We start from the raw sequence: 26,186 nt of genomic DNA on the forward strand, positions 1-26,186 counted from the left end.
GGGCCCGCGGTCCCTCGGGCCCCGCCTTGCACCCCGCCCCGGCCCCCCCGGCCCCCGGCCCCCCCCACCCCGGCCGCGCCCGGGCCAGCTCGGGGGGACGGGTCGGCCCGGTCGGCAGCCCCGGCCGCCCCGGCCTCCCGCCCGAGCCGCCCCGTCAGCAGCTGGAGCACGAACGCCCCGGCCGCGCCGCCGGCCAGCGAGGGCAGCGCATCGGCCGCGGAACCGGAGCCGGTCCGGGTCAGCGCGGCCGCCGCCCCGAGCAGCCCGAAGGCCGCGGCCCCGGCGCTCGCCGCACGCCGGCGGCGGGGCGACACCGCGCCCAGGACCCCCAGTCCCGCCGCGCACAATGCGAGGACGGCCAGGATGCCGAGGAGGAGGACGCGCTTGTCTTCCTCGCCGAAGGTCCGGATCGCGAAGTCCTTCACCGCGGCCGGGGTGCGGTCGACGGCGGCCCCGCCGACCGCGGCCACCGGCCCGGCCTCCGGGCGTACCGGCGCGGCGGCCAACTCGGCGACGGCCAAGGCCGCGTACGCCGACAGGAGGCCGGCCGCGGCCCCCGCCGTGATCCGTACGGAGCGCTTGCGGAAGCTGTTCACACCCGCCATTCGGCGCCCCGCAGCGAGCGGATTGGTCCGTCTTTCCGCGGCAGCAGGCAGCAGGCAGCAGGCAGCAGGCAGCAGGCAGCAGGCAGGCAGGACATCAGGGGGGAAGGCGATGCGGGGGTGGCCGCCGCCGACCGCCGCCACCCCCGCGGCAGGCCCGCGCCCCGTCGACGCCGGCCCGCCCCGAAGAGCCGGAGCGTCGGGCTCCGGGTCTTCACCCCTCCTTCGGCGCTACGGCCGCGCCCGGATGCAGGCGCATGCAGGCGGCCCCGAAATCACTCACTCCGGTGATGAATTGGACGCGAGACCGGGCCAATCCGTGCCCCCGTCCGCTACGAAGATCCGTCAAGCCTGCCTCCCGAAACCCGACACCCGACACCAAGGACTGCCATGCGATGGACGGATCCCGGTGGACCACCCGCCACCCCCGCACCGCACTGCGCCCCGCGCCCGAGCCGGGCCCCGTTCCCGATCACGTGCCCGAGCCATTGCCCCTGCTCCCATCCCCGCCCCCGGGGAGGGGAGAGCGCTCGGTGAGGCAACCCCTGACCTTCGGCCTCCCGGACGCCGGAGTGCCCCCGCTGGAAGAGCTGATGGCCCGTGTCGCCCGCGGCGACAAGGACGCCTTCTCCGACCTCTACGACGCCCTGTCCGGCACCGTCTTCGGGATCGTCGTCAAAGTCGTGCGCGACCGCGCCCAGTCCGAGGAAGTGACCCAGGAAGTCATGATCGACCTATGGCGGCAGGCCGCCCGCTACCGCCCGGACCAGGGCAGCGTGACGACCTGGGCGGCCACCCTCGCCCACCGCCGCGCCGTCGACCGGGTCCGCTCCGCCCAGGCCGCGACCAACCGCGAGCACGACGATGCGGCCCGGGCGCAGGCCCGCCCCTTCGACGAGGTCGCCGAACAGGTCGAAACCCGCCTGGAGAGCGAGCAGGTGCGGCGCTGCCTGCGCGGGCTGACCGAGATCCAGCGCCAGGCCGTCACCCTCGCCTACTACCAGGGGCTGACCTACCGCGAGGTCGCCGAGACGCTGTGCACCCCGCTCCCGACCGTCAAGACCCGGATGCGCGACGGGCTGATCCGGCTGCGCGACTGCATGGGGGTGACCACATGAAACTGGACAGGCACGACAGGCACGGCAGGAACAGCAAGCACGACAAGCACGACCACGCACTGCACACCCTCACCGGCGCGTACGCCCTCGACGCCCTCCCGCCCGCCGAACACGAGGCCTTCACCGCCCACCTCGCCGACTGCACCGCCTGCCGGCAGGAGATCGACGGATTCGCCGCCACCGCCGCCCGTCTGGCCGGTGCGGCCGCCCTGCCCCCGTCCCCGCGCATCAAGGACGCGGTCCTGTTCGACATCGACTCCGTACGCCAACTGCCCCCGCTGCTCCCGGAGTCCGACGGCCCCGCAGGGAGCGCCCCGGCCCTCGCCGCGGTGCTGCGCCGGCGGGCCCGGGTCATGGTCCTCGCCGCGAGCGTCGCGGCGGCGGCCGTGTTCGCGGGCGTCGCCGTCCGGCAGGAGCAGAGCGCCGACCGGGCCCGGGAGCAGGCGCAGGCCGGGGAGCAACGGCTGCAGGACCTGGCCGCGGTGATGGCCGCACCGGACGCCCGTACGGTGCGCGGCCGCACCGCCGGCGGCGCGGCCACCTCCGTGGTCAGCTCCCGGCAGCAGGACAAGGCGGTGTTCTTCGGGGCGGGATTGCCCGATCCGGGGGAGGGCAGGACGTACCAGCTGTGGTTCGACGACCACGGCACCATGCGCCCGGCCGGCCTGCCCGCGCGCGACGGAGCCACCCTCCTGGACGGCGGCATCCGGGGGGCGACCGGAGTCGGCCTCACCCTCGAACCGGCCGGCGGATCCCCGCAGCCCACGAGCCGGCCGCTGCTCATGCTCGCCCTGCCCGCCTGAACCCGGGCGACCGGCGTTCCGCTCCGCGCGGCCTCGCCCGGCCCGCCCCACCCCGGGGGCCGGCCGGGCAGGCCGAGCCGGCCGAGCCCGTAGCCCGCCCGTCACCGCCGGTCAGCCCGCCCCTCCAGCCCGCCCGTCCAGACCCCTCACGCAGCCGCCCGCAGGTCCTCCACCCCGCCCTTGACCACCGCCCGTACGGGAATGCCCGCCAGGTCCAGCAGGCTCGCCGCCACGGTCGCCCGGCGGCCGCTGCCGCACACCGTCCACACCTCCCGCTCCCGCGGCAACTCGCCCAGCCGCCGCGGCAGTTCGGCCAGCGGTATCGCGAGCGTGCCCGGGATCCCGCCCTCCGGCCGGTCGGGGCGTACGTCGAGGACGCGGTGCTCCCGCACGTGCCCGGCCAGCTCGGACGCCTCGGCGGTGGGGAAGCTGCGCAGCGGCCGGCCCGCCGCGGCCCAGGCGCCGATCCCGCCGGCCAGGTGCCCCGCGACGTTCTCGTAGCCGATCCGGAGCAGTTGGACCACGGCCTCCCGCGCCGCCTCCGCCGCGGGCTCGGGGAGCACCAGGACCAGCCGGGTGCCGAACGGCACGACCTCGCCGATCAGGCTCGCGAACCGGTCGTCGAGCTCGTCGCAGATCGATCCGGGCAGATGGGCCGCGGCGAACGTACCGCGCTCGCGCCCGTCGACGATCCAGGCGCCGCCGCCGAGGAGCCCCTCGACCGCGGCCGGCGTCAGCGGACGCAGCTGCGGCGGTCCGCCGAGCACGCCGGGACCGGCCCGGTTGATGGGCGCCATGTGGTGGAAGTACGCGGGGAAAGGCGTCAGCCCCGTCGTCCGCGAGTCGACGAAGTCCTCCTCGTCCCGCGCCGCCAGCGCCGGGTTGGTCCGCCGCTCGGCGCCCACGGTGCTCGTACGGCCCGAGGCGGCCGGGCCCGCGGAGCAGGAGCTGCCCGCGCCGTGCGTGGGCAGGACCCGGGTGGTGTCGGGCAGCAGCGCAAGGCGCCGCAGCGAGCGGAACTGGGCCCGAGCGAGCTCCTCGGTGAGGTGCTCGCCGGACAGGTCGGTGCGACCGGCGGAGCCCACCAGCAGGCTGCCCCCGGTGAACACCGCCGCCGGGGTCTGCCGGCCGCGGTCGCGCGCGTTCCCGTACACCAGGTACGAGGTGTGCTCGCGGGTGTGTCCCGGCGTCTCCATCGCCCGTACGGTGGCGTCCCCGACGGTGATCTCGTCGTCCTCGGCGAGCCCCAGGTGGTCGAAGGCGTACGGCGCACGGGCCGGCCCGGCCACGGTGGCCCCGGTGGCGGCGCGGACCTCCAGGGCGCCGGAGACGTAGTCGTTGTGCACGTGCGTCTCCAGGACGTACCTGACGCGTATACCGCGCGCCGCACAGGACCCGACCAGGTCCCAGCTGTCTCGCTGCGGGTCCACCAGCGCCGCCTCGTCACCGCTGACCAGCAGGTAACTGCTGTCGCCCAGTGACGGGGTGGTCATGATCTCGATCCGGTCCATGCCGTCACGCTCCAGGCCGCCCGGCGCCGTGACGCTCCCGGCCGCCCGGCCGGAGGACCGTCCGGCGCACGCCGCGCGGGGCGCGCGGGGCGCCTTCAGTCTACGTCCGGGCCCCGGTCCCGGCCGGGTGGCGCCCGCGCCCGCGCCCGGCCGGAACGGGGGCCCGGGACGCGGCACGGCTGCGCCGCGGCGGGTGCCATCCCCGCAGCAGACGTCGCTCCCGCCCCGGACGCCACTCCCGTGGCGGCGCCGTGACCCGTTCGGACGCACTGCCCGCGCCCCGCGTTCAGCACGCCGCCTCCGGGGTAGACCGTGCCCACCATGGGCGGCTCCGGCCCGACCGGCGGGCGCGCACGTCACCTGGGGGAGGGAACGCTGATGGGAACCCTGATGAGGGTGGAGGCCGCGACGGCCGTCGGCGCGTACGTGCAGCGGGAGCGGGACCGGCTCGTCTCGCGCGAGCCGCTCGTCCGCAGGGACCGGCCCGGCGCGGTGAAGGCGATGCGGACGGCCTCGCGCCGCCTGCGCAGCGTATGGCACACGCTGGACGCCGCTGACGCCGCCGGTGCGGGCCGCGAGCCGGGGTACCGCGAGCCCGACCACCCCGAGACCGCCGCGGAACCCGGCGGCCTGTCGGCGGAGTTCACCTGGCTCAACGCGCACCTGGGCGTGGTCCGCCACTTCGACGAGACCGCCCACCGCGTGGCTTCGCACCCCGCGATGCGGGGCCGCCCGGCCCACTGGACCGTCCAGCGCATCGAAGGGCTGCGCGGCCCGGCGCGGTGCGAACTGCTGCTCGTCCTCGACGGCCCCCGCTACGGCTCGCTCGTCGCCGCCCTCGATGCGAAGGCCGACGCCCCGGTGGCCGCCGACGCCGCCACCCGCCTGCACGGCTGGTTCTGCGCGGCCTGGCAGCCGCTGCTGGACGCCTTCGCCGCCGCCGCGGCGATCGCGGACCCCGAGACCCGGGCGGACGAACTGCACGAGGTCCGCAAGGCCGCCAAACCGGTCCTGGACACCGGCCGCAGCGTCGCCCGCGCCTACCCCGACCTGCTGCGGCACCCCTTGCGCGGCCTCGGCGCCCTCCACGACCTGCTGGGCGAGCACCAGGACAGCACCGTGTGCCGCCGCACGGTCGAGGCCTGGCCGGCCGAGGCCCCCGACCGGGAAGTGCGCGACGCCCTGCGCGACCTGACGGACTGCGAACGGTCCGCGGCGGCCTCGGTCGAGGCCCGCCTGTCCGCTCTGCACCGCGAACTCGCCGCCCTGCGCCCCGGCGGCTGAGCCGCCCCGGGGCGGACGCCACCGCACGGGTGCACCCCGCGGGCCACCCGCGCGGTGGCGTCCGCAGAGCCACCGCACAAGCCGCCGCAGAGCCGCCGCGGGCCACGGCCGGGCCACCGCGGGGCCGCACGTGGCCGGGGGGCCACCTGTGCGGCCCGGGTCCGGGGACGACACAATGACCAGTGTTGTTCTTTGGACCTTTGGACCAGTACGGAGGAGCCGGCGCATGCCGAACGAACGAGCAGGGCAGCAGGCGGGCCCGGACGACCTGATCGACGTCGCACGGCTCGTCACCGCGTACTACGCCCTGCACCCCGACCCGGCGGACCCGGCCCAGCGCGTCGCCTTCGGCACGTCCGGCCACCGCGGGTCCTCACTGGCGACCGCCTTCAACGAGGACCACATCGCCGCGACCAGCCAGGCGATCTGCGAGTACCGGGCCGGACAGGGCATCGACGGCCCGCTGTTCCTCGGCGCGGACACCCACGCGCTGTCCGAACCGGCCCGGGTGACCGCCCTGGAGGTCTTCGCCGCCAACGGCGTCACCGTCCTCGTCGACGACGCCGACGGCTACACCCCGACCCCGGCCGTCTCCCACGCCATCCTCACCCACAACCGCGGCCGCTCCTCCGGCTTGGCCGACGGCGTGGTCGTCACCCCCTCGCACAACCCGCCCGCGGACGGCGGCTTCAAGTACAACCCGCCGTCCGGAGGACCGGCCGGCTCCGACGCCACCGGCTGGATCCAGGACCGTGCCAACGAGATCATCACCGGCGGCCTGAAGGAGGTCCGGCGGCTGCCGTACGCCCGCGCCCGGGCCGCGGCGACCACCGGCACCTACGACTTCCTCGGCACCTACGTGCGCGACCTGCCCGCCGTGCTCGACCTGGACGCCGTACGCACCGCCGGCGTGCGCATCGGCGCCGACCCGCTCGGCGGCGCCTCCGTGGCGTACTGGCAGCGGATCGCCGAGGAGCACCGCCTCGACCTGACCGTCGTCAACCCGCACACCGACCCCACCTGGCGGTTCATGACCCTGGACTGGGACGGCAAGATCCGCATGGACTGCTCCTCCCCGTACGCCATGGCCTCGCTGATCGAGGGCCGGGACCGGTTCCAGATCGCCACCGGCAATGACGCCGACGCCGACCGGCACGGCATCGTCACGCCCGACGGCGGCCTGATGAACCCCAACCACTACCTCGCCACCGCGATCGACTACCTTTACCGCCACCGCGACCGGTGGCCGCAGGGCGCCGCCGTCGGCAAGACGCTGGTCTCCTCCGGGATGATCGACCGGGTCGCCGCCGACCTGGGCCGCGAGCTCGTCGAGGTGCCCGTCGGCTTCAAGTGGTTCGTCGACGGCCTCTCCGCGGGCACGCTCGGCTTCGGCGGCGAGGAGTCTGCCGGGGCCTCCTTCCTGCGCCGCGACGGCTCGGTGTGGACCACCGACAAGGACGGCATCATCCTCGCCCTGCTGGCATCGGAGATGCTCGCCGTCACCGGGCAGACGCCCAGCGAGCGGTACGCCGCCCTCACCTCCCGTTTCGGCGAGCCGGCCTACGCCCGCATCGACGCCCCGGCCGACCGCGAGCAGAAGGCGGTCCTCGGCCGGCTCTCGCCCGAGCAGGTCACGGCCGACACGCTGGCGGGGGAGGAGGTCACCTCCGTACTGACCCACGCCCCGGGCAACGGCGCCGCGATCGGCGGCATCAAGGTCACCACCGAGCACGCCTGGTTCGCGGCCCGCCCCTCCGGCACCGAGGACGTGTACAAGATCTACGCCGAGTCCTTCCTCGGCGCCGACCACCTGACCCGCGTCCAGCAGGAGGCCCAGTCGGTCGTATCGGCCGCCCTGACCGGCTGACGGGACCGGCGACTTCGGCGACTTCGGCGGCCTCGGCGACTTCCGTACGAAACCGCCCACCGCGCCCCGGCCCGGTCAGTAAGGTGGCGGACCGGGCCACACCACACGTGCGCGGAGGGAGCAGCCATGCGGGGCGGAACGGTCGCGGTGGTCGGAGGGAGCATCGCGGGCTGCGCGTTCGCCTCGGCGGCGGCCCGCGCGGGCGCCGACGAGGTGCTCGTACTGGAACGCACCCGCGGCCGGCTCGCCGACCGCGGCGTCGGCCTGTGCATCCACGACGACCGCGCCGCCGAACTCACCGCGACCGGCGCCCTGCCCGCCGGCATCGCCGCGCACCCGCTGGCCCGGCGCACCTGGGTGGTCCGCGACGAGGCCGCGGGCCCGGCCGGCCGGACGTTCTGGGAGCAGCCCTTCCCCTTCCACTCCTACCACTGGGGCCTGCTGTGGCGGGGCCTGCGCGAGTCGACGCCGGACTCGGTGGCCTACCGCCAGGGCGCGGCGGTGACAGAGGTGGCGGGCGCGGACGGCGGCGACGGGGCCGACGAGGGAGCCGCCGAGGTGCGGCTGGCGGACGGCGGCGTCGAAAGGTACGACCTGGTCGTCGGCGCCGACGGCTACCGCTCGGTGGTGCGCGAGGCCCTCTCCCCGAAGTCCCGCCCGCACTACGCCGGATACGTCTGCTGGCGCGGCAACTTCGACGCCGCCCGCCTCCCCGCGGCGGGCGCCGGGCACTGGTCCCCGGACGCGGTGACCACCGTGGGCTTCCCCGGCGGCAGCTGCGTCATCTACCGCATCCCCGGCCCGGAGGGCCTGCGGGTCAACTGGGTCCTTTACGCCACGCCCCCGCAGGCCGGCCGGCTGCCGTACGACGACCCGACGAGCTTCCCGCCGGGCCGGGTCACCGACGAACTGCGGGACCACCTGGGCGAGCTGCTGGAACGGCAGTTCCCGCCGTACTGGGCCCGGGTGCTCCGGCTGACGGAGCCGCAGGACACCATCGTCCAGCCCCTCTACGACCTGGACGCCGAACGCATCGCCGCCGGGCGGCTGCTGCTCGCCGGGGACGCGGCCACCGTGGTCCGCCCGCACAACACCAGCGGCGCCGCCAAGGCCCTCCAGGACGCCAGCGCCTTCGAGACCGCCTGGCGCCGCGCCGGCTCCTGGGCCGAGCTGACGTCCGCGTACCAGGCGGCGCGCGGCCCGGCGGGCCGGGACCTGGTCGCGCTGGCGCGCCGGCTGGGCCGCGCCCAGGTGGAGGAGACCCCGGCCTGGGCGTCGATGGACCACGACGCGGCCCAGGCCTGGTGGACGGGCCAGCTGGCCGGGGTCGCCGACATCGGGGGCCAGGCCATGACCAGGCCGTGACCAGGCCGCCGCGAACTCCCGGCCCGGCCCGGCGGTTCACGAGCGGCGCAGGTCGATCCGCTCGCGGCGGCTGTCGGGGCGGGCGAAGTCGATGTCGTTGTTGATGGTCAACCGGCCGGGGGTGCCGTCCGGCACCCCGAACGCCGGGCGCAGGGGCCCGGTGGCGGTGGTGCGGAAGGTCATCACGAGAGGGACCTGCCCGAGGGTGGGCTCCTGGATGAGCTGGAGGAGGTCCGGCAGCGGGGCGCCGGGGGCGTTGTTGACGAACCGGATGTCGAGCCTCGACGTGCCGCGCGCCGGCTGCTGACCCGCCTGGACCTCGGGGAGGGTGTGCCCGAACTCCAGCGGGCCGTTGCGCAGGTCGCAGCCCTGGGTCACGTACGTGACCGCGCCGACGGCCTCCACCCTGACGTGTACGTCGGCCCGCCCGTCGGAGCGTGCCTGTTCTCTGACGGTTCCCGTGACCACGGGGCGCACGTCGACCGTGCCGCCCGTGTTGGTGAAGATCCTCTGGCCCAGGAGGCCGACGTAGTCCACGAGGGCACAGCGGTCCTCGGGGGCGAGCTGGCTCCAGACGAGCAGATTCGGGAACCCCGGCACGAGCTCGGCGCAGCCGCCCTGCCCGTCGTCGAGGCAGAACGTGCCCTGGGTCTGGAGGAAGTCCTGCAAGGGCCGGAAGACGGCCCGGGGCTGGGTGCCGGAGCCGCCTTGCGCCCCGGCCGGCTGGCCGGCGGCCAGCGTCCCCAGGCAGACGAGCGCGGCCAGCGCGGTGCGGCGCAGCCGCCGCAGCCGGGCGCGCGGTCGCGGTCGGGGTCGGCGTGCGGCTCGGCTGGTCATGCTCCGGCTCCTCGTGGTGGTGTCGCGGGCCCGCCCCCGTACTGCCGTGGCCGATGTTCCCCGGTCGGCGGCCCTCCCCGGCCCGCCCCCGGCCGGGCGCGCCACGAGAACCACCCGCACGGCCGTGGCCGGACACACCCGTCACCCGTTCCGGCCAACGGCGGCGCCACGGCAGTTGAGGCGCCGTCACAAGCCCTACGGTGAATGCCGTCAGGTGCGGTCACGGGCAGGGAGTGCGGGAATGAAGCAACGGCTGGGTGTCCTGGTGGCGGTCGGCGTCCTGGTCCTCGGGGCGGCGGGCGCGGGAAGCGCACAGGCCGCTCCGGAGGCGCGCGACTGCCCGGCGGCCGGGGAACTGTTCGCGACGAACAACACCGCGGTCATCACCGACCCGGACGACGCACGGCTGAAGGACCGGCTGAGGGTCTTCGACCGGGAGGTCCGCACCCTCATCCGCGCCAACGGCGCGATCCCGCTCGGCTCGACCCTGCTCGACGGGGTGTTCTGGTCCGGCGACCTGCAGCAGACCACGTACGAGCGCTCGCGGAAGTTCGACGTCAACCGGGTGGGCGCGCAGGGCCTGCACCAGCTCGCCGACACCGTCCGCAAGAGTTACGACCAGGAGGCGGTCCTGACTTTCCGCTGCCTGTCGCGCACCGCCCCGGAGACCGACGCGGTCGAGATCGAGGCCGCCGGCGTCTCCGCGGCCCGCCTGCGTGAGGCCCTGCTCGCCGATCCGGAGGCCCGGGAGCGGCTCGGCGGCGGGTCGGTGACCCTCGACGGCCGCCTCGTCCTCGTGGCCCCGCTCACCGAACTGTCCCTGGCCCAGCGGTTCGTGACCGGGCTCGGCGTCGACTGGAACAGCGCCGAGGTGCGCTACGGCGACGAGGAGTTCGTCTCCTAGCCGGCGGCCCGGGGCCGTCCCGGCGCCGCCGGCTCACAAGGGGAGGGTGCCCTCGGAGCGGGAGCAGCCGTACCTGTTCGTCATGTCGTACTCGTGGCCGACGATCACCGTCGTGCGGCAGACGGAGCAGACGGCGGGCGTCACCGGGTTCACCCGCAGGACGTAGGCGTGCTCCAGGTCCAGCACGGCATCGACGGTCCGCCGCCCGTGCTCGGCGATGCCCTGCTCGATGAACTCGAAGGCCCCGTACTGCGCGCCGCACTCGCACGTGATGCGGTTGGAGTGGGCCGGCCCGATGTCCTTGATCCCGAGTTCCGAGGTGATCCGCTCCCGCTCCTCGCGGGACACCGGCTCCATGCCGCGGTTCTCGACCCGCTGGGGCGTCCAGTACCAGGCCTTGACGGCCGCGGCCTGGGCCCGGGAGAGGTAGAAGGTCACCGAGCGCCCCGCGCGCAGGGCGTCCTGTACCGCGGCGACGACCGTGCCGTCGTCCGCGGACATGACGACCTTGCCGTCGCGGACCAGGGCGTCGATGTCGGTGAGCGAGGTGGTGTCCATGCCGTGATGCTCGCCCGCGGCCGTGCCCCGCGCCAGCTCGGAGGCGCGATCGGGGGTCTCCCGGCCGCCCGGCGGTGCCGTACGGGTGCCGTCCGGGTGTCGGGGCGGGGCGGTCGCGGCCTACGCTGGAGACGGCGACCGCCTGCGGTGAGCGGCCCGGGCGGCCGCCCCGGTGGCTGCGGGCACGTACCCCTCCATGTTCCCCGCGCCCGCGGCACCGGTCCGGACCCGGCCACCGCCCGCCGGCCGTCGCTGCCGCCCCGACGCCCGCCGGGATGGCACAGTGGATGCCATGTGCGGCCGGTACGCGTCATCCCGCGCCCCCGAGGACCTGGCCGGCCTGTTCGAGGCCCGATGGGACCCCCGGGAGGCCCTCGCGCCCAGCTGGAACGTCGCCCCCACCGACCCGGTGTGGGCCGTCCTGGAACGCCCGGACCGTGACACCGGGGAGATCGAGCGGCGCCTGCGCCCCCTGCGGTGGGGCCTGGTCCCCTCCTGGTCCAAGGACGCCTCGGGCGGCGCCCGGATGATCAACGCCCGGGTGGAGACGGTCCACGAGAAGCCGGCCTACCGCCGGGCCTTCACCCGGCGGCGCTGTCTGCTGCCCGCCGACGGCTTCTACGAGTGGCAGGCCGTACCCTCCGCCGGCGGGGCGAAGGCCTACAAGCAGCCGTACTTCATCACGCCCGAGAACGACGGGGTCATGGCCATGGCGGGGTTGTACGAGTTCTGGCGCGACCCGGCCGTCGCCGACGACGAGGACCCTGACGCCTGGCTCGCCACCGCCACGATCATCACCACCGAGGCGGAGGACGCGGCCGGCCGGATCCACCCCCGGATGCCGCTGGCCCTGGACCCCGGCGACTACGCGGCCTGGCTCGACCCCGCCCACCAGGACGTCCACGCCCTGCGCGCCCTGCTCCACACCCCGGCCGGCGGCCGCCTCGAAGTGCGCCCGGTGTCCACCGCCGTCAACAGCGTCCGCAACAACGGCCCCCACCTCCTCGACGCCGCCCCCCTCTGACGCCTACCGCCGCGCCCCTCACCTGCCCGCCGGGTCGCGCACCGCCAGGGCGTGCGGGGCGCGCACCGGCCGCTCCGGCAGCCGCAGCGGACGGGAGCCCGGTGTCAGCGACCCCAGGACCCGCGGCCCGCCCGCGCCCGTGCACCGCGGGGCGTTGCCCGGCAGCCCGTGGAGGGTGAGGTAGCCCAGGACGGCGAACGCGTACGCCTCCTTCGCCGCGGCCGGCAGCCCCAGCTCCTCCGAGGGGCGCACGGCCGTGGCCCACGCCAGCTCGTCGCGCAGCATCCCCATCAGCACCGGGTTGCGCACGCCGCCGCCCGACACGAACACCTCCGTCGCCCCCAGCGGCCGCAGCGCGTCGGCCACCGTGCGGGCGGTCAGCCGGGTCAGGGTCGCGACGAGGTCCTGCGGGGCCGGAGTGCCGTCGTCGCACCCGGCCAGGTGCGCGCGCAGGTAGCCCGCGTGGAACAGCTCCTTCCCGGTGGTCCGGGGCGGCGGCAGCCGGTAGTACGGCTCCGCGAGCATCCGCCGCAGCAGCGGCTCGTGGACCCGCCCCGCGGCGGCGATCGCACCGCCCTCGTCGTACGCGAGCCGCCCGCCGGTCACCTCCCGGACCGCGGCGTCCATCAGCGCGTTCCCGGGCCCGGTGTCGAACGCCAGCGGCTCGCCGGCGGCGGGCAGCACCGTCAGGTTGGCGATCCCGCCGATGTTCAGGGCGGCGGGCACACCGGGCCGCCCGCGCAGCAGCATCAGGTCCACCAGGCTCACCAGCGGGGCGCCCTGCCCGCCCGCCGCGACGTCGCGCGGCCGGAACCCGGAGACGACGGGGCAGCCGCTGCCCTCGGCGATCCAGGCCGGCTCGCCCAGCTGCAGCGTGCCGTGCACCCTCCCGTCCTCGGCCCAGTGGAACACCGTCTGCCCGTGCGAGGCGACCAGCTCCGCCCGCCCGGCGCACAGCTCCCGGTCGGCGCGGGCCGCCGCCGCCGCGAAGGCCTGCCCGATCCGGGTGTCGAGGCGGCACACGTCGGCCAGCGTCGTCGACGCGGGCGGCAGGGCCGCGGCGAGGGCCTCCCGCACGTCGGCCGGGTAGGGGGCGCTGACCATCCCCAGCGGGGTCAGGTGCAGCGTGCCGTCCGCCCCGGACAGCTCCAGGTCGGCCGCCGCGGCATCGACGGCGTCGTACGAGGTCCCCGACATCAGCCCGATCACCCTCATCGCAGCGGCTCCCGGTGGTCGTCGCCGCGCAAGGTCAGCAGCGCGAGCGAGCTCAGCGCGCAGGTGCCGGCGGCGTAGTAGGCGGGCACGGCGGTGTCTCCCGTCCGGGCGGTCAGCGTGGTGATGACGAGGCCCGCGCAGCCGGAGAACACCGCGTTGGCCAGGGCGTACGCCACGCCCAGGCCGGTGCAGCGCACCGAGCGGGGGAACATCTCGGCGAGCATGGCCGGCCCGGGCCCGGCCATCAGGCCGACCAGCGAGCCCGCGAGCAGCACCGCCCCCGCCTTGGCCCACAGCGAGACGGACGGTGACTCCAGCAGGTGCAGCAGGGGCACGGCGAGCAGCACCACCGACAGGGCGCCGCCCAGCATCACCGGCCGCCGGCCGATCCGGTCGCTGAGCGCCCCGGCCGGCAGGATCGACGCGGCGAAGCCCAGGTTCGCCAGCGCCGTCGCGAGCAGCGCCTGCCGTACGGACGCCCCCAGCCCCGCCTGCAGATGCGCCGGCAGCACGACGAGGAAGGTGTACCCGGCCGCCGACCAGCCCATGACACGGCCGATGCCCAGCACCACCGCGCGCACGAGCTCCGCGGGGCGCGGTGGTGGTACGGCCGCCGCGGGGCCGGAGCCCGCCCGCGGGGGCGCTTCCGGCTCGACCAGCCCCGTACGCAGCCGGAGCGCGACCGCGCCCAGCGGCAGGGCCAGCAGGAACGGAACCCGCCACCCCCACCCGTACAGGGCGTCGGAGGACAGCACCGTCGCGAGCGCCGCGGCGGTGGCGGCGCCGGAGAGCAGGCCGAGCGCGACGGTGAAGGACTGCCAGGCCCCGCGGCGGCCGCGCCGGCCCACCGGTGCAGTCTCCGTCATGACGGAGACCGCACCGCCGAACTCGCCGCCCGCGGAGAGCCCCTGGAGCACGCGCAGGACCGTCAGGAGCACGGGCGCGGCCGCGCCGATCGCGGCCCGGGTCGGCAGGAGCCCGATCGCCGTGGTGGCCAGCGTCATGACGGTGACGGAGGTGACGAGGGCGGGGCGCCGGCCGATCCGGTCGCCGAGCCGCCCGAACAGCAGGGCCCCGGCCGGCCGGAAGAAGAAGGCGAGCGCGAAGGAGGCGTACGTCGCGACCAGCGCGGCGGCTCCGCCCGTGCCGGCTGCGCCGGACGCGAAGAAGTTCTCCGCGAGGACCGTGACCAGGCAGCCGTACACCCCGAACTCGTACCACTCGATGAGGTTGCCGACGCACGCGGCGAGCAGGGCCCGTCGGGAGCCGGCCGGCCGCCGCGCGCCCGCCGCCGGGGATGCTCCGGACGCCTCGGAGGCTTCGGACGTTTCGAGAGGTCTCACCCGTGCTGCGTGCCCCCTCGGCGGCGCTGCGACGCCTTCCGGAGCCCGGGTTCAGCAGTTCGGCGGCGGCCGCCCGGGTCAGGCCGGCGCCTGCCAGACGGTGGTCACGTTGCAGAACTCGCGGATCCCGTGCCCCGACAGCTCGCGCCCGTACCCCGAGCGCTTGACCCCGCCGAAGGGCAGGGCGGGGTGCGAGGCGGTCATGCCGTTGATGTAGATGCCGCCCGCCTGCAGGTCACGGACGAACCGCGCGATGTCCTCGTCGCTGCGCGTCCACACGTTCGAGCTGAGCCCGAACGGCGTGTGGTTGGCCCGTTCCACGGCCTCGTCGAGGTCCGCCACCCGGTACAGCGTGGCGACCGGCCCGAAGGTCTCCTCCAGGTCGATGCGCATGTCCCCGGTGATGCCGGCCAGCACGGTGGGCTCGTAGTACCAGCCCTGCTGCAGCCCCGGCGGGCGCCGCCCGCCGCACAGCACGTCCGCCCCACCCCGTACCGCGTCGTCGACGAGCTCCTCCAGGTCGGCACGGCCCTTCTCGGTGGCGAGCGGGCCCACGTCGGTGGACTCCAGCATCGGGTCGCCGATGCTGAGCGCCTTCATCCCGGCGGTGAACCGCTCCGCGAACGCGTCGTACACGTCGGCGTGCACGATGAACCGCTTGGCCGCGATGCAGGACTGCCCGTTGTTCTGCACGCGCGCGGTGATCGCCGTCTTGGCGGCCTGCTCGATGTCGGCCGAGGGCATCACGATGTACGGATCGCTGCCGCCCAGCTCCAGGACCGTCTTCTTCACCTCGTCGCCCGCCGTCGAGGCGACCGCCCGACCGGCCGGCTCGCTGCCCGTCAGCGTCGCCGCGGCGACCCGCTCGTCGCGCAGCACCGCCTCCACGGCGTCCGAACCGATCAGCAGGGTCTGGAAGCAGCCGTGCGGGAAACCCGCCCGCTCGAACAGCTCACCCAGGTAGAGGGCCGTCTGGGGCACGTTCGAGGCGTGCTTGAGCAGCCCGACGTTCCCCGCCATCAGGGCGGGCGCCGCGAACCGCACCACCTGCCACAGCGGGAAGTTCCACGGCATGACGGCGAGGACCACCCCGAGCGGCCGGTAGTGCGCCCGGACGGCCGCGGCCCCGCTGTCGCGGACGTCGGAGTCGGCGGGATGCTCGTCGGCGAGCAGCGCCGCGGCGCGGTCGGCGTACCAGCGCATGGCCTTCACGCATTTGGCGGCTTCGGCCCGGGCCGCACCGAGCGGTTTGCCCATCTCGAGGGTCATGGTCCGGGCGATGGCCTCGTTGTCCGCCTCCAGCAGGTCCGCGGCCCGCCTCAGCAGCCTCGCCCGCTCGGCGAAGCCCGTCGTGCGGTACGAGGCGAAGGCCCGCGCTGCGTCGGCGAGACACCGCTCGATCTCGTCGGGCCCCAGCGCGTCGAAGGTGCGTACCGTCTCGCCCGTCGCGGGGTTGACCGTGGCAATCGGCATCGTCGGCTCCTCCTCGTCGACCGGACCGGCTCCTCGACCCTGCCCCCTGGGCCGGGCCCGCGCAACGCGGACCCGCAACACCGACCCGGCGGGTGCCGCGCCGCGCCACCCGGCGCGCGGGGGCGGCGGGGCGTATGGTCGCGGAGGGGACCGCAGCGGCCCGCAAGGAAAACCGGAGTACCGCATGGCATCGGATGCGTACGGGACGGACGGCAGCGGCGACGGGCCCGGACTGACCGCGACGCTGCGCCGGCGCGGCGACGTCGTCATCGTGGCCACGGCGGGGGAGCTCGACCACGACAGCCCGGAACCGCTGCGCAGGGCGCTCGAGGAGGCCCTCGGCCAGGACGGGGCCGAACGGGTCGTCGTCGACTGCACCGGGCTGATGTTCTGCGACTCGACCGGGCTCAACATCCTGTTGAAGGGTCGGCTGGACGCCAAGGCGGCCGGCACCACCCTGGAGCTCGCGGGCCTGCGGCCGCCCGTGGCCCGCATGTTCGAGATCACCGGCGCGATGGGCCTCTTCACGGTGCACCCGGAGCTGCCGCAGGACCTGGCCTGACGCGCGGGCGGGAAGGTGTGCGGGAAGGTGTGCGGGAAGGTTTGATCGAATTCGACAACCCGTGCGTCGAACCGTTCGCCACGCCCTAGCGTGTTCCTGCTGAGACCGGGGAGTGCAGGTGATGCCCCGGTCGCTTCCGGGACGAGAAGGAGACACGGTCATGGGCGACACGACGCGCCGGCGCACGGTACTCGCGGCGGGCGCCGCCACACTGGCGGGCGCCGCCCTGAGCGGCTGCGGCGCCGACGGCGGTTCGGACGCCTCGGGCGCCTCGGGCGCACAGAACGACGCAACGGGCGGCGCGCAGAACGGCGGTGCGCAGAACGGCGGCCAGGGCAGCCCCTCGGGCACCACCGGCGGGGCGGCGGCGCCCGGGGGCGGCGGCCAGGTGCTCGCGCGCACCGCCGACATCCCGGTCGGCGGCGGCAAGGTGTTCAAGGACCAGAAGGTGGTGGTCACCCAGCCCGCGGCGGGCCAGTTCAAGGCCTTCTCGGCGACCTGCACCCACCAGGGCTGCCTGGTGGGCTCGGTGAAGGACGAGAACATCGTCTGCCCCTGCCACCAGAGCCTGTTCAAGATCTCCGACGGCTCGGTCGCCGGCGGCCCGGCCAGTCGCCCGCTCTCCCCGGCCAAGATCACCGTTCAGGGGGACAACATCACCCTCGGCTAGTCGGCGCGGCGGCCGAGTGCGGAAACGGCGGCGACGACCCGGTCCCAGAAGAGGTCGGCGTCCAGGGTCGTCGCCACCCGCGCGTTCACCGGCCGGTCCGTGCGGCGGTGCAGGTCGACGACGGTCGCGCCGCGCGTGTAGCGGCCCTGGAGCTCCACGACCACATTGGCCTCCACACAGCGCACGATCCGCGGGTCGATCACCCTGGCCACGGCCACGGGATCGTGCAGGGGCGGGTCCGGGAAGCCCCACAACTCGCGGTAGGTCGAGGCGAAGTACGTCAGCAGATCGGCGCAGATCCGCCCGAGCTCGGTGCCCAGGCCGGTGAAGCGGGCCAGCACCTCGGGCGTGGCGAGCGCCTGGTGGGTGACGTTGAGCCCGCACATGGTCAGCGGGACACCGCTGCGGAAGACGATGTCCGCCGCCTCCGGGTCGGCCTGGACGTTGAACTCGGCCGCCGGGGTCCGGTTCCCGCGCTCCGTGGAGCCCCCCATGAGGACGATCTCGCGGATCCGGGCCGCGTCCTCGGGATAACGGGTCAGCAGCAGCGCGATGTTGGTCAGCGGTGCGGTGGGCACGAGGGTGACCGGCTCGGGATGGTCCCGCAGGATCCGGTGGATCAGGTCCACGGCGTGCTCGGGCGCCACGCCGACCGTGGGCTCGGGGAACCGCGGCCCGTCGAGCCCGGACGCGCCGTGCACGTCGTCCGCCACGGCCAGCGGCTGGACGAGCGGCCGGTCGCAGCCCGCCGCGACGGGCACGCCGGCGATCCCGGCGACCGTGCAGACACGGCGGGCGTTCAGGGTGGTCTTGGCCAGCGTCTGGTTGCCCGCGACCGTGGTGATCGCGAGGAGGTCCACGGCCGGATCACCCGCCGCCAGCATGATCGCGAGGGCGTCGTCGTGCCCCGGGTCGCAGTCGATGACGATCGGTACGGGCGGCGCGGGCGGTACGGGCACGAACACTCCTCGGTCTGCGGAGCCGGTCCCGCCCAGTGTGCGGCCGGGTGACGTACGGGGCCAGAGCGCCCCGGCACACCGGTGTCCGCCAGGTGGTGCCCGCGGGGGCATCCTCTCGAAGGACCTCCGGGTGGAGAACGTGCCACCCGGCCGAGCAGCGGTCAGTAAGCAACGCGATGCACACACCGACCCGTGCGAAAGATGGTCTGGTCCCCATGACCGCACAACGCGAGACGCGCAGAGTGAGCGACGCCGTCTTCCGAGCCGTCTACGACTCGCCCGCTTCGCTGCCCGGCTGCCACCGGTGGGTGACTCCGGAGGAGGACGTGCGCAAGGTCGAGGAGCTCCTGGGCATGGAGGCCGGCACGATCGGAGCCCCCCTCTGGGTCAGCGGCGACTCCCGGCGGTGCGGGCCTGCGGCCGGCAACCCAGCTGGCTGGACATCGTCTCGTCTGCGCTGGACGGCAGGCACGGGCGCGTGATGATCGCCGAGTACGTGAACACCGAGGCCCCGGAGGCCATCGCCGGCCTGCTCTGCCACGGCTGCCGGAACCCGATCACCGATCTCCGCAGCTTGCAAGTGCCACAACTGGGCCTACGCGGTCGGAGACCTCCAGAGGGTACTGGAGCGGATTGCCTGACCGGCGAGCCAACACCCGGCCACCGGCGCACCACGGTCCGGGCAGGCCGGAAAGGGCTCCCCGTCATGGACAGCCCGGCGCCCGCGGGACACACTCCCCGGGCATCGGTCGCCCGGACGGGAGATGACACCGTGAGGAAGTCCCGTGGTTGGAGCTTTGACCGGTTTGCCGGATTCGGCGAAAGTGCCGAAAACCTGGCCCAAGCCGAGCTAGAGTCCCAGCTCAGGAAGCCTGCTCTCCGCACCCGCGGGGATGACCCCGCCAAGCTCGTCATGCACCGCACGAACGGCGACTGCTCTCCGCACCCGCGGGGATGACCCCGACCGCCACAAAAAGCGTGCCCACAGCCATCGCTGCTCTCCGCACCCGCGGGGATGACCCCCACACCGGCATCGTCACCGGCCTGATCTACGACTGCTCTCCGCACCCGCGGGGATGACCCCGACCGCGCGGGCACGTTCGAACTCACCGCGGTCTGCTCTCCGCACCCGCGGGGATGACCCCTTGCGCCGTATGTCCGGGCGGAAGCTCGACCACTGCTCTCCGCGCCCGCGGGGATGACCCCCATCCGATGACAGATCGGGCTACGCCATCGACCTGCTCTCCGCACCCGCGGGGATGACCCCGTCACCGGCACCCCCGCACCCACCAGCTGAAACTGCTCTCCGCACCCGCGGGGATGACCCCGGCCACAAGATGACGCGTCGGAACGCGGTGACTGCTCCCCGCACCCGCGGGGATGACCCCGGATCCCCTTCCGGTGTTGCGGGTGTTGCCATCTGCTCCCCGCACCCGCGGGGATGAACCCTGGGTGCAGAAAGAAGCCCCGCCGCGCGGGGGCTGTTCCCCGCGCCCGCGGGGGTGACCCCTTGCCAATCTTGTCTCGCATGAGACGCGACGGCTGTTCCCCGCACCCGCGGGGATGACCCCCAGCCATCGGGCGAATACGACAGCATTCCGGTCTGCTCCCCGCACCCGCGGGGATGACCCCGTGAGCGTTGCCGGTGCGCGGAAGACGAGGGCCTGCTCCCCGCACCGCGAGGATGATCCCCTCACCGAGACGACGCCGCCCGGCTGGGGGAACTGCTCCCCGCACCCGCGGGGATGACCCGAGGCCCCTGTCGCCTTGCGCAGTTTGGCCAACCTGCCCCTCGCACCGCGGGGATGAGCCCGTCCGCCCGGTGCGGCGCAGGGAGGGGGCGATATCGACCGGGGTGTCGGCAGCCGGGTCGCCCCCGACGGTACGCACGTTGCGGGTGGCGGCGGCATGGGCCGGGCTCAGTGCCGACCGGGGCAACGAGGGTGTGCGGCTTGGCGCGTCGTACGGCATGTCGGCCCGCGGGCTGGACCGGGTATCGGGAACGTGCGCCGCGGTGGTGTGGCGCGGGGGTGTCAGGTCGGTGCGAGGGTCCAGGTGTTCGGGGGGTTGGTGGTGTCGGGCCGGTCTTGGAGGCCCGAGGCGATTCGGGCGAGGAGGTCCCGGACCCAGGAGGCGTCCTCGGGTGAGGCGTGCCGCAGCCGCAGCGCCCGGGCCCGGAACACCGTGATCCGAAGCCCGCGCAGCCGCCCGGAATCCGCGTCCACCGAGGCCAGGTACAGCAGGCGCAGGTCGTCGCGGTAGCGCTCGTAGCCGCTGATGCCCTCGTAGTCGTCGATGAAGTCCCCGCAGCCGTACAGGATCAGCCTGCCCCGGTACAGCTCCAGCGGCCGCGGGTGGTGCGAGGAGTGGCCGTGCACGATGTCCACGCCGGCGTCGACCAGGGCACGGCCGAAGGCGACCCGGTCGTGCGGGACCTCGTACCCCCAGTTGGAGCCCCAGTGGACGGAGGCCACCGCGATGTCGCCGGGCCGTTTCTCCTCCCGTACGCGCGCCGCGACCGCGCGGGCGGCGGCCCCGGCCGCATCGGGCACGTACGCCACGCCCGCGCGGTCGCGGCTCGCGGCCCAGTCGGGCGGGACCCCGCTGCACGGCATCCCGAAGGAGTAGACCAGCAACCGCCCGCCGCCGGCCAGCGGCACGGCGGCCGGCCGGGCCGCCGCCTCGGCGTGTTGCCCGGCCCCCGCCGTCACCAGCCCCGCCCGGGCCAGCGTGCGCAGCGTCTCGCGCAGCCCGCGCCGGCCGAAGTCCAGGACGTGGTTGTTGGCCAGCACGCAGACGTCGGGGCGGGCGGCCGCCAGACAGGGCAGGTTCTCGGGGTTCATGCGGTAGTGGACCGCCTTGCCGGGGGCGAAGTCGCCGCTGCGCGTCACGCTGGTCTCCAGATTGACCACCCGCGCGTCGGGCGCGGCCGCATCGAGCACCGCGAGCGCGTCCCCCCACGGCCAGTCGAAGCCCACGGGCAGCGGCGGGAGCACGCCGCCCGCCGCCTCCGCCAGCTCCACGTAGTCGCGGGCGTCCTTGACGTACCCCTCCCGCAGCTCCGGATCGCCCGGATGCGGCAGGATCTGGTCGACGCCGCGCCCCAGCATGACGTCACCGCACAGGAAGACCGCGACCTCACTGCCGGCCATGCTCCCAGCCTAGGCCGCCTCCGTCAGCCGCGTCGGCCGCCTCACGCGTGGCCGAGGACGACCTTCAGCAGCTCCTCCGGGGCCTCGCGCATCACGTCGCGCCCGCTGTCGACGGCGTACGTGCGCCAGTCCGGCAGTCCGCCGAGGCGTTCGTACAGCTCCGTGAACGGCGACGGCGACGGCGTCGGCCAGCCGGTCGCGTACACGTACGACTTCTCCGGGAACCGGTCGAGGCCGCCCTCCAGGCGGACCGCCTGGAGCAGCGAGGCCAGCGGGTGCGGGGTGGTGCGCGGGTCGAAGAAGGGGAGCGGGGCGCTGGTATAGCCGTTCTCCGCGGTGCCGTTCAGGTACCAGGCCCGCTCGTTGTCGCTCACCGGCGACCACGTCGACTGGCCGTCCTGCGGGACCACGGCGTCCACGTACACCAGGCCCTTCACGCGCTCCGGGACCCGGTCGGCCGCACCCGTGATGACCGTGCCACCGTAACTGTGGCCGACCAGGACCGCCTCGGGTATGTCCTCGTCCACCAGCAGGTTCACCACGTCCGCGATGTGCGTGTCCAGGTTGACCGAGGGGGTCAGCAGGTGCCTGCGGCTGCCGAGGCCCGTCAGCGACAGCGGGTACGCCTCGTGGCCGGCCCGGCGCAGGGCGCGGGCGAGCGGCTCGAAGGTCCAGGCGCCGTGCCAGGCGCCGGGGACCAGTACGTACGTCGTCATCGCGGGTCTCCTGCGGAGGTCGGGCGGTGGGCTGCGGTGGTCAGGACGATCTTGCCGCTGGTGCGGCCGGACTGGGAGAGCTCGTGCGCCCTGCCCGCCTGCGCGAGCGGCAGCACCTGCGCGATGTGCGGGCGCAGCGCACCGCGCTCGGCGAGGTCGGCGAGGGCCCGCATGCCCGCGTGGTCGGCCTCCACGGCCAGGAACACGGCCCGCACGCCGTGCCGGGCGGCCTCGTCGGCGAGCGCGGCCTCGGCCGGGGAGGCGAGCGAGACCACGAGCCCGCCGGGGCGCAGGGTCCGCAGCGAGCGCGGGCCGTACGCGCCGCCGATGGTGTCGAGGACGACGTCCACGCCGGCCACGGTCTCGGCGAAGTCGGTCGTGCGGTAGTCGACGACCTCGTCCGCGCCGAGCGAGCGGACGAAGCCGTGCTTGGCGGCGCTCGCGGTGCCGATCACGTACGCGCCGCGGGCCTTGGCGATCTGGACGGCGAGGTGGCCGACGCCGCCGGCCGCCGCGTGGACCAGCACCCGCTGCCCGGGCTGCACGTCAGCGGTGTCGACCAGGGCCTGCCACGCCGTCAGACCGGCCAGCGGCAGGGCGGCGGCCGCGACGTGGTCGAGGCCGGCCGGCTTGCGGACCAGGTGGCGGGCCGGGGAGGTGGCGTACTCGGCGTACGTGCCCGCCGGTGCGGGGTGGCGCGGCATGCCGAACACCTCGTCGCCCGGGCGGAACAGGGTGACGCCGATGCCGACGGCCTCGACGGTGCCCGAGAGGTCCCAGCCGAGCGGCACGGGCGGCACGCCGGTGCCGGCCAGGCCGCCGGTCGCACGGTGCCAGACGTCGGTGGGGTTGACCGCCGCCGCGTGGATCCGTACGAGCACCTCGGCCGGACCGGGTGCGGGCCGGTCGACGGTGGCGAGGCGCAGCACCTCGGGCCCGCCGAAGCGGTCCTGGGTGACGGCCTGCATGGACTGGGGTGCCTGCGCGGCGTGCGTGGTCTGCGTGCTCTGTGCCGTCGTGGCCTGTGCCGTCGTGGCCTGTGTCGTCGTGGCCTGAGTCGTCGTCATGTGATCAAGGTTGCCGGGCTCGATCCGGGCGAACGAGTGGCCGGACTGCCACGATCTGAAAAGATCCGGCCATGACAGCTGAGCGCGCGCACCGGGTCGTCGTCCTCGCCCTCGACGGGGTCTACCCCTTCGAGATGACCATCCCCGTACGGATCTTCGGCACGGCCGAAGGGCCCGCCGGCGAGCCCCTCTACGAGGTCCTGACCTGCAGCCTCGACGGCCGCCCGGTCCGCACCAGCGCCGATTTCGCCATCATGGTCGAACACGGGGCCGAGGCCTTCGCCACCGCGGACACCCTCGTCATCCCGCCCTTCGTCTGCGGCCCGGGCGCGGACGGCAACGACCCCGCCGCCTTCGACTGGCTGCCCGCCGAACTCGCCGCGGCCCTCGACCGGTTGCCGGCCGGCGCCCGCATCGTCTCGATGTGCACCGCCTCCTACGTCCTGGCCACCGCCGGCCTCCTCGACGGCCGGCGCGCCACCACCCACTGGAACGAGGCGGAGCACTTCCAGCGCGCCTTCCCCCGGGTCCAGGTCGACGCCGACGTGCTGTTCGTCGACGGCGGCCGGGTCCTCACCGCCGCCGGAGTCGCCGCCGGCGTGGACCTGTGCCTGCACCTGCTGCGCCGCGACCACGGCAGCGCCGTCGCCAACCGGGTGGCCCGGCTGTGCGTCGTACCGCCCTGGCGGGAGGGCGGGCAGGCGCAGTTCATCGAGCGGCCGGTCCCCGAAACCGCGCAGAGCAGTACCTCCGCCACCCGTGAATGGGCCCTCGCCCGCCTCGGCCGGCCCCTCGCCCTGGCCGAGCTGGCCCGGCACGCGGGCATGAGCGTACGGACCTTCTCGCGCCGCTTCCGCGACGAGGTCGGGATGACCCCCGGCCAATGGCTGACCCGGCAGCGCATCGAGCACGCACGCCGCCTGCTGGAAGTCACCGACCTCTCCGTGGACCGCATCGCCGAGGAAGCCGGCCTCGGGACCGGCGCCTCCCTGCGGCGGCACATGGCGCTCACGATCGGTGTGGCGCCGCTGGCCTACCGGCAGACCTTCCGCGCCAAGGCGGCCGTGGTGCCCTGAACGGGTGACCGGCGTCAGGGTGGACGCGCCCGCAGGGCGGCGCGGGAGCACCCTGGAGGTATGAGCCGGGCCAACGAAGAGGTGGAGGCGCTGCTCCGGGAGTACGCCGAACTGATCGCCATCAGCGGCGCGGACGCCTTCAAGGCACGCGCGTACGAGAAGGCCGCCCGCGCCATCGGCGGCCACCCGGTCGACATCGCCCGGCTCGACGCCAAGGGCCTGAGGGAGATCCCGAACGTCGGCAAGTCCATCGCGGACAAGGTCGTGGAGTACCTGCGGACCGGGCACGTCCCCGACATCGACGCCTCCCGGTCCGCCGTCCCGGCCGGCGTGCGCGAACTCACCCGCATCCCCGGCCTCGGCCCCCGCAAGGCCCTCCTCCTCCACCGGGAGCTCGGCATCTCCTCCGTACCGCAGCTGGAGGCCGCGATCGAGCAGGAGCAGCTGCGCGACCTGAAGGGCTTCGGCGAGCGCACCGAGCAGGCCATCCTCCACGGCATCGCCCTGCTCCGGCAGTCCGGCGACCGCATCCTCCTCGACGCCGCCATGGAGCTCGCCGAGGAGATCGTCGCCGAGATGGAGCGGATCCCCGGATGCGTGCGGTGCACGTACGCCGGCTCGCTGCGCCGCATGCGCGAGACCATCGGGGACATCGACATCCTCGTCGCCGCCGACGGCTCGGCGCCGTTCATGACGGCCCTCACCCGCCTCGCACACACCGCCGAGGTCATCGCGCACGGGGCCAAGAAGACCTCCGTCCGCACGGCCTCCGGCCTCCAGGTCGACCTGCGGGTGCTGCCGCCCGCCTCCTGGGGCGCGGGACTGCAGTACTTCACCGGCTCCAAGGCCCACAACATCCGCACCCGGGAGCTGGCCGTCCGCCACGGCCTGAAGCTGTCCGAGTACGGGCTCTTCGACGCCGAGAGCGGCGACAGCCTCGCCTCGGAGACCGAGGAGGAGGTCTACGCCCGGCTCGGCCTGCCCTGGATCCCGCCGACCCTGCGCGAGGACCGCGGGGAGATCGCGGCCGGCCTGCGCGGCGAGCTGCCCGAGCTGCTGACCGAGCGCGACATCAAGGGCGACCTGCACACCCACACCGACCTCACCGACGGGCTCGCCTCCCTGGAGGACATGGTGGCCGCCGCTGCCGCCCGCGGATACGCGTACTACGCGGTGACCGACCACGCCCCGGACCTGTCCATGCAGCGCATGACCAAGGAGAAGATCCTCGCGCAGCGCGCGCAGGTCCGCGCCCTGGACCGCACCGTGCGCGGGATGCGGCTGCTGCACGGCACCGAGCTCAACATCGGCCCGGACGGGGGCCTGGACTGGCCGGACGACTTCCTCGCGGGCTTCGAACTGTGCGTGGCCTCGGTGCACTCCCACTTCGGCCAGAGCCGGCAGGCCATGACGGCGCGGATCCTGCGGGCCTGCGAGAACCCGTACGTCGCCGTCATCGGCCACCCCACCACGCGGCGCATCGGGAAGCGGCCGGGGGTGGACGCCGACTTCGACGCCGTCTTCGAGGCCTGCGCGCGGACCGGCACCGCCCTGGAGATCAACGCGCACCCGGAGCGGCTGGACCTGTGCGACGAGGACGTCCTGCGGGCGAAGCGGTACGGGGTGAAGTTCGCCGTGGACTCCGACGCCCACGCCACCGTGCACCTGCCGTACCTGCGGTACGGGGTGGGCACCGCGCAGCGCGGCTGGCTGACGAAGGACGACGTCGTCAACGCCTGGCCGTGGACCCGCCTCCACCGCTTCCTGCGCGCCAAGCGGCCCTGAGGCCGGGTCGGCAGATCCAGCCTCGCCGGCGTTTGAGTGGGGGGCCCCCGGACGGAGTCGGGGGGAGGGTCCGGGTGGAGCCCGGTGCCCGGCGGAGCCGGGTTGCCTGGGGCGCTGCCCCGGGCCCCGCGCCTCAATCGCCGGCGGGGCTGGAGGTGTCGGCGCTCGGCTTTGATGGCGGCGGCCGGGGTTGTGCTGGGGCGCTGCCCCGGGCCCCGCGCCTCAATCGCCGGCGGGGCTGGAGGTGTCGGCGCTCGGCTTTGATGGCGGCGGCCGGGGGGTGCGCTGGGGCTCC

General features: G+C 74.9%; 22 protein-coding genes and 1 pseudogene. 12 read left to right on the plus strand and 11 right to left on the minus strand.

What is annotated here, in order from left to right; all coding sequences use genetic code 11:
- Positions 1-605: pseudogene (locus ABZ924_RS31575) on the minus strand (molybdopterin-binding oxidoreductase); the annotation flags it as partial.
- A gap of 590 nt (positions 606-1,195) precedes the next feature.
- Here ABZ924_RS31575 and sigK point away from each other — a divergent pair.
- Entirely contained in the window at positions 1,196-1,720 is a 525-nt protein-coding gene (gene sigK / locus ABZ924_RS31580) for an ECF RNA polymerase sigma factor SigK (RefSeq protein WP_361917435.1), read from the plus strand.
- On the plus strand, positions 1,717-2,523 hold the full coding sequence (locus tag ABZ924_RS31585) for an anti-sigma factor (RefSeq protein ID WP_361917379.1): 807 nt from the start codon (positions 1,717-1,719) through the stop codon (positions 2,521-2,523). Before sigK ends, ABZ924_RS31585 begins: the two co-directional genes overlap by 4 nt.
- 146 nt (positions 2,524-2,669) lie before the next feature.
- On the opposite strand, the gene ABZ924_RS31590 is transcribed toward ABZ924_RS31585, so the two are convergent.
- Positions 2,670-4,034, minus strand: a complete 1,365-nt coding sequence (locus ABZ924_RS31590) for an MBL fold metallo-hydrolase (RefSeq protein WP_361917382.1) — start codon at positions 4,032-4,034, stop codon at positions 2,670-2,672.
- Positions 4,035-4,412: 378 nt separating this feature from the next.
- Here ABZ924_RS31590 and ABZ924_RS31595 point away from each other — a divergent pair, with 378 nt between their 5' ends.
- From ABZ924_RS31595 to ABZ924_RS31605, 3 genes are all read left to right on the plus strand, one after another.
- Positions 4,413-5,318: a CHAD domain-containing protein gene (locus ABZ924_RS31595; RefSeq protein ID WP_361917385.1), complete on the plus strand. Its 906-nt coding sequence runs from the start codon at positions 4,413-4,415 to the stop codon at positions 5,316-5,318.
- Positions 5,319-5,544: 226 nt separating this feature from the next.
- Positions 5,545-7,185, plus strand: coding sequence for a phosphoglucomutase (alpha-D-glucose-1,6-bisphosphate-dependent) (gene pgm / locus ABZ924_RS31600; RefSeq protein WP_361917388.1), 1,641 nt, complete (start codon positions 5,545-5,547; stop codon positions 7,183-7,185).
- A gap of 126 nt (positions 7,186-7,311) precedes the next feature.
- Positions 7,312-8,550: an FAD-dependent monooxygenase gene (locus ABZ924_RS31605; RefSeq protein WP_361917391.1), complete on the plus strand. Its 1,239-nt coding sequence runs from the start codon at positions 7,312-7,314 to the stop codon at positions 8,548-8,550.
- A gap of 36 nt (positions 8,551-8,586) precedes the next feature.
- Here the strand turns inward: ABZ924_RS31605 and ABZ924_RS31610 are convergent, their stop codons facing one another.
- Entirely contained in the window at positions 8,587-9,387 is an 801-nt protein-coding gene (locus ABZ924_RS31610) for a hypothetical protein (RefSeq protein ID WP_361917394.1), read from the minus strand.
- Positions 9,388-9,628: 241 nt separating this feature from the next.
- Between ABZ924_RS31610 and ABZ924_RS31615 the strand changes: the two genes are divergently transcribed.
- A complete protein-coding gene (locus tag ABZ924_RS31615) occupies positions 9,629-10,291 on the plus strand; it encodes a hypothetical protein (RefSeq protein ID WP_361917397.1) in 663 nt (220 codons plus the stop codon).
- A 33-nt stretch (positions 10,292-10,324) separates the two neighbouring features.
- Here ABZ924_RS31615 and ABZ924_RS31620 read toward each other — a convergent pair whose 3' ends face one another.
- Positions 10,325-10,849: a hypothetical protein gene (locus tag ABZ924_RS31620; RefSeq protein ID WP_361917400.1), complete on the minus strand. Its 525-nt coding sequence runs from the start codon at positions 10,847-10,849 to the stop codon at positions 10,325-10,327.
- Between the two features lie 292 nt (positions 10,850-11,141).
- Between ABZ924_RS31620 and ABZ924_RS31625 the strand changes: the two genes are divergently transcribed.
- Positions 11,142-11,873: an SOS response-associated peptidase gene (locus ABZ924_RS31625; RefSeq protein WP_361917403.1), complete on the plus strand. Its 732-nt coding sequence runs from the start codon at positions 11,142-11,144 to the stop codon at positions 11,871-11,873.
- A gap of 18 nt (positions 11,874-11,891) precedes the next feature.
- Here the strand turns inward: ABZ924_RS31625 and ABZ924_RS31630 are convergent, their stop codons facing one another.
- The 3 genes from ABZ924_RS31630 to ABZ924_RS31640 form a co-directional block, all read right to left on the minus strand.
- Positions 11,892-13,088, minus strand: coding sequence for an anhydro-N-acetylmuramic acid kinase (locus tag ABZ924_RS31630; RefSeq protein ID WP_361917406.1), 1,197 nt, complete (start codon positions 13,086-13,088; stop codon positions 11,892-11,894).
- The gene (locus ABZ924_RS31635; RefSeq protein ID WP_361917438.1) at positions 13,085-14,341 is read right to left on the minus strand and encodes an MFS transporter; all 1,257 of its coding nucleotides are present in this window, start codon (positions 14,339-14,341) and stop codon (positions 13,085-13,087) included. Before ABZ924_RS31635 ends, ABZ924_RS31630 begins: the two co-directional genes overlap by 4 nt.
- A 168-nt stretch (positions 14,342-14,509) precedes the next feature.
- Positions 14,510-15,904, minus strand: a complete 1,395-nt coding sequence (locus tag ABZ924_RS31640) for an NADP-dependent succinic semialdehyde dehydrogenase (protein WP_361917409.1) — start codon at positions 15,902-15,904, stop codon at positions 14,510-14,512.
- 184 nt (positions 15,905-16,088) lie between these two features.
- Between ABZ924_RS31640 and ABZ924_RS31645 the strand changes: the two genes are divergently transcribed.
- Both ABZ924_RS31645 and ABZ924_RS31650 read left to right on the plus strand, forming a co-directional pair.
- The gene (locus ABZ924_RS31645) at positions 16,089-16,466 is read left to right on the plus strand and encodes an STAS domain-containing protein (RefSeq protein WP_361917412.1); all 378 of its coding nucleotides are present in this window, start codon (positions 16,089-16,091) and stop codon (positions 16,464-16,466) included.
- A 160-nt stretch (positions 16,467-16,626) separates the two neighbouring features.
- Positions 16,627-17,136, plus strand: coding sequence for a Rieske (2Fe-2S) protein (locus ABZ924_RS31650; protein ID WP_361917415.1), 510 nt, complete (start codon positions 16,627-16,629; stop codon positions 17,134-17,136).
- Here the strand turns inward: ABZ924_RS31650 and ABZ924_RS31655 are convergent.
- Entirely contained in the window at positions 17,133-18,095 is a 963-nt protein-coding gene (locus ABZ924_RS31655) for a nucleoside hydrolase (protein WP_361917418.1), read from the minus strand. The two genes, ABZ924_RS31650 and ABZ924_RS31655, sit on opposite strands and share 4 nt — an antisense overlap.
- Positions 18,096-18,310: 215 nt before the next feature.
- Here ABZ924_RS31655 and ABZ924_RS31660 point away from each other — a divergent pair, with 215 nt between their 5' ends.
- The gene (locus ABZ924_RS31660) at positions 18,311-18,577 is read left to right on the plus strand and encodes a hypothetical protein (protein WP_361917421.1); all 267 of its coding nucleotides are present in this window, start codon (positions 18,311-18,313) and stop codon (positions 18,575-18,577) included.
- 1,551 nt (positions 18,578-20,128) lie between these two features.
- Here ABZ924_RS31660 and ABZ924_RS31665 read toward each other — a convergent pair.
- The 3 genes from ABZ924_RS31665 to ABZ924_RS31675 are packed head-to-tail and all read right to left on the minus strand — an operon-like array spanning position 20,129 to position 22,931.
- A complete protein-coding gene (locus tag ABZ924_RS31665) occupies positions 20,129-21,247 on the minus strand; it encodes a CapA family protein (protein WP_361917424.1) in 1,119 nt (372 codons plus the stop codon).
- A gap of 41 nt (positions 21,248-21,288) precedes the next feature.
- Entirely contained in the window at positions 21,289-21,963 is a 675-nt protein-coding gene (locus tag ABZ924_RS31670; RefSeq protein ID WP_361917427.1) for an alpha/beta fold hydrolase, read from the minus strand.
- Entirely contained in the window at positions 21,960-22,931 is a 972-nt protein-coding gene (locus ABZ924_RS31675; RefSeq protein WP_361917440.1) for an NADP-dependent oxidoreductase, read from the minus strand. Before ABZ924_RS31675 ends, ABZ924_RS31670 begins: the two co-directional genes overlap by 4 nt.
- A gap of 170 nt (positions 22,932-23,101) precedes the next feature.
- On the opposite strand from ABZ924_RS31675, the gene ABZ924_RS31680 reads away from it, so the two are divergent.
- A complete protein-coding gene (locus ABZ924_RS31680; RefSeq protein ID WP_361917430.1) occupies positions 23,102-24,106 on the plus strand; it encodes a helix-turn-helix domain-containing protein in 1,005 nt (334 codons plus the stop codon).
- A 60-nt stretch (positions 24,107-24,166) separates the two neighbouring features.
- Positions 24,167-25,891 carry a DNA polymerase/3'-5' exonuclease PolX gene (gene polX, locus ABZ924_RS31685; RefSeq protein WP_361917432.1) on the plus strand — a complete coding sequence of 575 codons (1,725 nt, stop codon included), beginning with the start codon at positions 24,167-24,169 and terminating at the stop codon, positions 25,889-25,891.
- Positions 25,892-26,186 lie beyond the last annotated feature (295 nt).

The organism is Streptomyces sp. NPDC046876 (assembly GCF_040645035.1).
GTDB lineage: Bacteria > Actinomycetota > Actinomycetes > Streptomycetales > Streptomycetaceae > Streptomyces.